Origin of the sequence: Streptomyces sp. IBSBF 3136 (assembly GCF_036815105.1) — a bacterium.
Classification (GTDB): Bacteria; Actinomycetota; Actinomycetes; order Streptomycetales; family Streptomycetaceae; genus Streptomyces.
The window spans coordinates 1-7,327 of sequence record NZ_JAJSZC010000316.1; the positions used below are offsets into that span (position 1 = coordinate 1).

Below are 7,327 nucleotides of genomic sequence, written 5' to 3' on the forward strand. Positions count from 1 at the left end.
CCCCTGGTCCTCCGGCCCCTGGTTGTCCGGCCCTTGGTCATCCGGTCCCTGTCCTTCGGTCCCTGGCCCTCCGGCCTCCGGCCGTCGGTTCTTCGGTCTCTGTCCTCCGGCCGCCGGTTCTTCGGTCCCCGGTTCCTCGGCCCCTGGTCCTCCGGCCCTTGGCCCTCCGGCCCCTGGTTGTCCGGCCCTTGGCCCTCCGGCCCCTGGTTGTCCGGCCCTTGGTCATCCGGTCCCTGTCCTTCGGTCCCTGGCCCTCCGGCCTCCGGCCGTCGGTNCCTCCGGCCCCTGGTTGTCCGGCCCTTGGTCATCCGGTCCCTGTCCTTCGGTCCCTGGCCCTCCGGCCTCCGGCCGTCGGTCCTTCGGTCTCTGGTCCTTCGGCCCCCGGTCCTTCGGTCTCTGGTCCTTCGGCCCCCGGTCCTTCGGTCTCTGGTCCTTCGGCCGTCGGTCCTTCGGTCTCTGGTCCTTCGGCCGTCGGTCCTTCGGTCCCTGGTCCTTCGGCCGTCGGTCCTTCGGTCTCTGGTCCTTCGGCCCCCGGTCCTTCGGTCCCTGGCCCTCCGGCCCCCGGTCCTCCGGTCCCTGGCCCTCCGGCCCCCGGTCCTCCGGTCTCTGGTCCTCCGGTCTCTGGTCGTCCGGTCTCTGGTCGTCCGGTCCCTGGTCCTCCGGCCCCCGGTCCTCCGGTCTCTGGTCCTCCGGTCTCTGGTCGTCCGGCCCCTGGTCCTCCGGCCTCTGGTCGTCCGGCCCTTCGTCCTCCGGCCCTTCGTCCTCCGGCCCTTGGTCCTCCGGCCGCGGTCGCCCGGCCGCGGTCGCCCGGCTCCCGGTCATCCGGCGGGCGGCTCGGTCACCCGGCCTTCGGCCGCCGGCTCCCGGCCATGCGGGCTCAACCACCGGGCGGGACGCCCGACGCGCCCGCTCGCCGGGCCACCCGACCCCGGACATTCCGCTCACCGGACGGACGGCTCGCCCGGAGCACCCGGCCGTCCGGTCCCGATCCGCCGTAGGCATCCGCACCCACCCGGTCCGCCCCGCCAGGCGCCTCGCCCCCCGGCGCCGTCCGCCAGGCGGATCCGCCCCTCGGAAACGGGGCGCCTGCCCTTCGACTCCCGGCCCCCGGGCGCCGCCGGAGAGCCGAGCGGCGCCCACCGGGCGGGACGGAAGGGCAGGTAGCGGGGGGTGTGGCACAGAGGAAACGTTCCCTCCGGCCCCCGCCCGAGCTGCCGCAGGCCGAAAATCGACCGCCGACTCCCCATCGCCTCCGGGACCATAGCCCCGATATAGATCGCCCGGCCACGTTCGTCCCGATGCTCCTCCGCAGCCGGCGGAGGTCGCTGACGACCCCCACGACGATGGATGGAGAGGACTGGTCACGCATGAGGACCGAGAGGACCAACACCCAGCCGCGCGGCGGCACGGGAGCCCGGAGCCAAGCCGCGCTGCGACTGGAGGAGGTCACCAAGGTCTACGGCCGCGGCGGCCGCGGTGTCCGGGCCCTCGACGGGGTCACCGTGGACATCGCCCGCGGCTCCTTCACCGCCGTCATGGGGCCGTCGGGCTCCGGCAAGTCGACTTTCCTGCACTGCGCCGCCGGCCTGGACAAGCCGTCGTCCGGCAGGGCCTTCATCGGTGAGACCGAGCTCGGCGGGATGAACGAGACCCAGCTGACCAAGCTGCGCCGCGAGCGCATCGGCTTCGTCTTCCAGGCGTTCAACCTCGTACCCGCCCTGTCCGTCCGGCAGAACGTGGAGCTGCCGCTGCGCCTGTCCGGCTCCCGCCTGGACAACCAGTGGCTCGAGGACATCCTGCTGCGCGTCGGCCTCGGCGGCCGCGCCGCCCACCGCCCCGCCGAACTCTCCGGCGGCCAGCAGCAGCGCGTGGCGATCGCCCGCGCCCTGATCACCCGGCCCGACGTCATCTTCGGCGACGAGCCCACCGGTGCCCTCGACACCGTCACCGCCAAGGAGATCCTCTCCCTGCTGCGCAACTGTGTCGACGAGACCGGCCAGACCGTCGTCATGGTCACCCACGACCCGGTCGCCGCGTCCTACGCCGACACCGTGCTGTTCCTGGCCGACGGACGCATCGCCGACCGCATGCACGCCCCGACCGCCGAGCGCGTCGCCGACCGGATGACACACCTGGGAGCGTGGGCCTGATGCTGCGCTACGCCTTCCAGACCCTCAAGGCCCGCAAGGGCGGCTTCATCGGCGCGTTCCTCGCGCTGATGTGCGCCGCCGCGCTGGTCACCGCGTGCGGCATCCTGCTGGAGACCGGCCTGCGCGGCACCATCGGCACCGAGCGGTACTCCGGCGCGCCGGTCATCGTCGGCGGCGACCAGAACGTCCACCAGACCACGATCAAGCACAAGAAGGGCAAGACCAAGGTCAAGCACAAGGCGAAGCCGCTCGCCGAACGCGTGTGGCTGCCCGCCGACACGGTCGACAAGCTCCGCTCCGTGCCCGGCGCCCGGTCCGTCGTTCCCGAACTGACCTTCCCCGCCTACGCGGTGAGCCCCCAGGGGCAGGTCGTCCCCGGTGTCGACGGCAAGCCCTCCTACGGGCACGCCTGGACCTCGGCCGCCCTGACCCCGTTCAAGCTCGTCGCCGGACACGCGCCCGGCGCCGCCGGCGACGTCGTCGTGGACCGCGAACTCGCCTCCCGCACCGGCCTCAAGCCCGGCGCCAAGCTCACCGTGCAGTCCACCGACGCCCCGCGCGCCTACACCGTGACCGGCATCGCGGCCCCGGCCGACGGCGACCTGAAGCAGCAGTCCTCGCTGTTCTTCTCCACCGACGAGGCCACCCGGCTGTCGGGCCACGACGGACAGGTGTCCGCGATCGGCGTGCTGCCCAGGCAGGGCGTCTCCGCCGGACAGCTCGCCGACCAGGTGCGCAAGGCGCTCAGCGGCACCACCGCCCAGGTGGCCACCGGCGGCGACCGCGGACCGGTGGAGTTCCTGGACGCCGCCAAGGCCCGGATCAAGCTCGTGTCCATGGGCGGTGCCATCGGCGGCACCTCGCTGCTCGTCGCCATCCTCGTCGTCGTCGGCACCTTCGCGCTGTCCATCCAGCAGCGCTACCGGGAGCTGGCGCTGCTGCGCGCCATCGCCGCCACCCCCAAGCAGATCCGGCAGCTGATCGGCCGGGAGGCGCTCATCGTCGGCCTGCTGGCCGGTGTCACCGGCTCCGTGCTGGGCCTGCCCATCGCCTACTGGCTGCACGCCAAGTTCGTCGACTTCAAGGCGATCCCGGACACCCTCCAGGTGACCTTCAGCGTCTTCCCGTTCTTCGCCGCGGTGGGAGCCGCGCTGCTCGGCGCGTGGGCCGCGGCCCGTATCTCCGCGCGGCGCACCGCCCGCATCCGGCCCGCCGAGGCGCTCGCCGAGTCCGCGGTCGAGCGGCCGGGCTTCGCCTGGGGCCGGACCCTGTCCGGTGTCCTCACGCTGGCCGGCGGCATCGTGCTGCTCGTGGTGCTCAGCGTGCTCGACACCGAACCCGCCTCCACGCCCGTGACCTTCCTGACGGTCGTGGTGCTCGCGGTCGCGGTGTCGCTGCTCGGCCCGCTCATCGCCCGCGTCGCCGTCGCCCTGCTCGGGGTGCCGCTGCGTGCCTCCCGGGTGGCCGGCCACCTCGCCACCGCCAACGTCCGCGCCAACACCAAGCGGATGGCCTCCGCGATCACCCCGCTGGCGCTGCTGATCGGCATGGCCTGCACGGTGTTCTTCGTGCAGACCACCATGGGCGACGCCGCGACCGCCCAGGCCCGCGACGGCAACAAGGCGGACTGGGTGGTGGCCTCGGCCGGACCGGGCGTGCCGGAGCAGGCGACCGCCGCCCTGCGCCACACCCCCGGCGTCACCGCCGTCACCGAGGTCGTACGGACCTCCGTGCGGATCGGGCTCGACAAGTACCCGGCTCAGGGACTGTCCGCCCAGGGGCTGCGCGAGACCTGGGACCCGGACGTCACCAAGGGCACGCTGAACGGCTTCGGCGACGGCAGCGTGGCGGTCAGCGAGGTCGCCGCCGACCACCTCGGCAAGAAGCCCGGCGACACGATGAAGGTGACCCTCGGCGACGGGACCGTCGTCAACCTGAAGGTCGCCGCCGTCTACGCCCGCGGCCTCGGCTTCGGTGACCTGACCATGAGCCACGCACTGGTCGCCCGGCACGTCGACAACCCGCTCGCCTCCTCCGTGCTGGTGCGCACCAGCGGCGACGGCAAGGCAGGGCGCGAGCAACTGCAGAAGGCCGTCGGGCACTTCCCCGGGGTGGGCGTGCTCGACCGCGCCCAGGTCGAGGACCTGCAGGCCGAGGTGCAGCAGAACAACGCCGAGGTCAACTACGTCGCCATGGGCCTGATCATCGCGTTCACGGCGATCGCCGTCGTCAACACGCTCGCCATGTCGGTCTCCGACCGGCTGCGCGAGTTCGCCCTGCTGCGCCTGGTCGGCACCACCCGGCGCCAGGTCATGGGCATGCTGCGGATCGAGGCCGGCATCGTCGTCCTCGTCGCCGCCGCACTCGGCACCGGTATCGCCTACGCCGTGCTCACCGCGTTCAGCATCGGCATGACCGGCGCGGCGGCGCCCTCCGTGGCCCCGCTGACCTATCTCGCCGTCCTCGGCTTCGGCGGTGTGCTGGCCCTGCTGGCCACCGTGATCCCGGGCCGGCTGGCGCTGACCGGGCGGCCCGCGGACGTCATCGGCGCCCGGCAGTGACCGGTGACCACGCCTGAAGGGCCGGCCCCTCGTGGGGGCCGGCCCTTCAACCGGTCCGGGACGCACCTCAGTCGAGCACGGCGCCGCCGTGCCGCCGGTCCACCCGGCTGCGCCGGTTGTCCAGGTGGGCGTAGACCCGCTCCAGCCAGCGGTCCTCACCGTCGTAGCGCGGGGTGAAGGAGGTACGGCCGTGCACCGCCACCCGGTTGTCGACCACGGCGAGGTCACCCACCCGCAGCCGGTGCGCGGCCATCGTCGCCACGAACGCCTCGCGCAGCTCCGCCATCGCCTCCTTCGCCCGCTCGTCCAGCGGGTGCGTGGCGGCGAAGTCCACCAGCACGTTGGGGTCGTCCGGATCGCCCAGCAGCACCGGGTGCGCCGACCGCACCCCGCCGAGGGCCCCGAACGAGGGCGGCGGCTCGGTCAGGAACCGCGGCTCGCCCAGCACGCGCCGCGTCCCCTCGGCCAGCAACGGCAGCACCCGGCGGATCGACGACGTGCACAGCCTGGCGTCGCCCGTCGGGTCCTCACGCATGCACAGAAGGCCCACGTAATCGGGGCGGTTGTCGTGGAAGGCGTTCTCCACATGCAGTTCCAGCAGCACCGAACCGGCGTTGCTCTGTGAATCCTCCTTTCCGGGAACCGGCACCACGTTCTGCACCAGGGCGCCGTTCTTCTCGTTCCGGAAGGCGATGACCTCACCGAGTTGCAGCATCACCGAGACGATGGCGGCGGCCGCCGCGGTCGGCACATGCTCGACGGAATTCGGCACGCCCGGCGTCGGCCGCAGCGGTTCGCCCGCCGTCACCGGCACGCCGCGCAGCAGCAGCACCCCGTCCGGACCCGGGTCGTGGCGGAACGCGCGCAGCGTCCCGAGCAGCCGCCGGGGCAGCAGCGAGGTCGCCTCGCGGGCCGCGGCCAGCCAGCCGGGGGCGTCGATGAGCGGGTGCCGCGGGCCGGTCAGCCGGCCGGCCAGCGCGATCAGTCCGGTCTGCTCCGCTGCGGTGAGTTCATGTGCGGTCACCGTGCTTTCCGCGGCCGGAGCCAGAATCTCTATCTGCGTCACAGCGTTGTCCTCAGGTCGACGGCATTGCTCGGAAAAGTTTCCGGGCAGCGCCTATCGCGACCCTATGGAAAAGGGCCGTCAACGCCGTATAGGGGGGAAATAGCGGGCGGGCGGAACCTGGCCTCGCAGAAGTCCGGCAAAAAGGCCGGACGGTTCCGTCCGGCGTCTCCAGGAAAAGCGGGAGTGATTGCTGATGCGTCAAGGAGGCGAGGAAATCGTGTTCCCCGAGGTGGACCGGCTCATCGCCCGCGGGGAGGCCCACGTGTGGTGGTGGCGCTCACCCGGCCGGGTCGACCCGGCCGACCTGCGGCTGCTGGCCACCGGGGAGTTCCGGCGGGCGCTCGGCATGCTCTCCGAGCGGGACGCGGCCGAGTTCGTGCACACCCGGGCCGGTGCCCGGCGCGCGCTCGGTCAGCTCCTCGGCACCACCGCCGCCGACGTCGACCTGGGCCGCCGGCGCTGCCCGGGCTGCGGCTCGGACGGCCACGGCCCCCCGCAGGTGCTGCGCCCGGCCGTGCCGCTCGCGATCAGCCTGAGCCGGACGGCCGGCTGGGGTGTCTTCGCCGTCGGCGCCGGCACCGCCATAGGCGTCGACGCGGAGGCGCTGCGGCCGGTGCGGGAGGCCCTGCTGTCCGACACCGTGCTCACCAGCGCCGAGCGCGGCCATCTGCGCGCGCTCGGTGCCGACACGGACCGGCAGCGCGCCTTCCACAAGGTGTGGACCCGTAAGGAGGCCGTGGTCAAGGCGGTCGGGGTGGGCCTGGCCGGCACCGAACTGGGCCGCCTGGAGACCCTCCCGGAGCGGACCGGACCGGTCCGCGTCACGCACCTCGCCGACGGCCGCGCCACCGCCTGGACCGTGCAGGACCTGCACCTGTCCGACCGCCTCGCGGTCGCCCTGGCCCGCCCGGCGGGGCCGGCCGCCCGCGGCGCGGTGCATCTGCACCCGCCGGTCTGAGCACCCGCCGCCCCCGGCATCCGCGCCGACCCACCGACCAGGAAAGGAAGCGGCCCACCATGACCGCCGTGACCGCCATGACCGCCATGACCGCACACACCGTCCCCGCTCCCGCGGCGCCGCTGACGGCGCGCGAGCTGACCGCCTACTTCGACACCCTCGCCGAGGCCGTCGACCGCATCGACCCCGGTCCCTCCGCCCCCGGCGGCTGGGAGGCCCGCGAGCGGCTGCGGATCGGCACCTGGGTCCGCCAGGTCTACGAACACCCGCTGTCGCCCGAGGTGTTCGCCCACCCCGACGCCCGGGTCGCCCGGGGCGTGCGCGACACCATGGCGACCGCGGCCGTCTGGGCGGTCACCGCACAGGCCGTCGCCCAGTCCCCGCACCCCCCGCGCGAACGCGTTGTCTCCGACGCCTGGGCGGTGGCCCAGGAGATCATCGCCCCCGCCCGCCAGGGCTACGCCCGCGCCCGCGGCTCCTGGTGACGCCACCGCCACCACTGTCACCGCCCCGGCCACCGCCCCGGCCGCACCCTTCGCTCCCGAGCCCGGCCCGGGCCCCCCCCCCCCCCCCCCCCCCCCCCCCCCGGGCG

At 73.9% G+C, this 7,327-nt stretch carries 5 protein-coding genes; 4 read left to right on the forward strand and 1 reads right to left on the reverse strand.

Annotated elements, in window-relative coordinates:
- Positions 1-1,367: 1,367 nt before the first annotated feature.
- Together V7E45_RS37290 and V7E45_RS37295 are read left to right on the forward strand one after the other, a co-directional pair.
- Positions 1,368-2,150: an ABC transporter ATP-binding protein gene (locus tag V7E45_RS37290; RefSeq protein WP_333778722.1), complete on the forward strand. Its 783-nt coding sequence runs from the start codon at positions 1,368-1,370 to the stop codon at positions 2,148-2,150.
- Positions 2,150-4,711: an FtsX-like permease family protein gene (locus tag V7E45_RS37295; protein WP_333778723.1), complete on the forward strand. Its 2,562-nt coding sequence runs from the start codon at positions 2,150-2,152 to the stop codon at positions 4,709-4,711. The genes V7E45_RS37290 and V7E45_RS37295 overlap by 1 nt, the downstream gene beginning before the upstream one ends.
- A 67-nt stretch (positions 4,712-4,778) precedes the next feature.
- Here V7E45_RS37295 and V7E45_RS37300 read toward each other — a convergent pair whose 3' ends face one another.
- Positions 4,779-5,777 (reverse strand): TauD/TfdA family dioxygenase, encoded by a 999-nt coding sequence (locus tag V7E45_RS37300; RefSeq protein WP_443056340.1) that lies wholly within the window; start codon positions 5,775-5,777, stop codon positions 4,779-4,781.
- Positions 5,778-5,994: 217 nt separating this feature from the next.
- Between V7E45_RS37300 and V7E45_RS37305 the strand changes: the two genes are divergently transcribed.
- Complete coding sequence (locus V7E45_RS37305; RefSeq protein WP_333778725.1) at positions 5,995-6,735, forward strand: 4'-phosphopantetheinyl transferase family protein; 741 nt, start codon at positions 5,995-5,997, stop codon at positions 6,733-6,735.
- Positions 6,736-6,794: 59 nt separating this feature from the next.
- On the forward strand, positions 6,795-7,220 hold the full coding sequence (locus V7E45_RS37310; protein WP_333778726.1) for a hypothetical protein: 426 nt from the start codon (positions 6,795-6,797) through the stop codon (positions 7,218-7,220).
- Positions 7,221-7,327 lie beyond the last annotated feature (107 nt).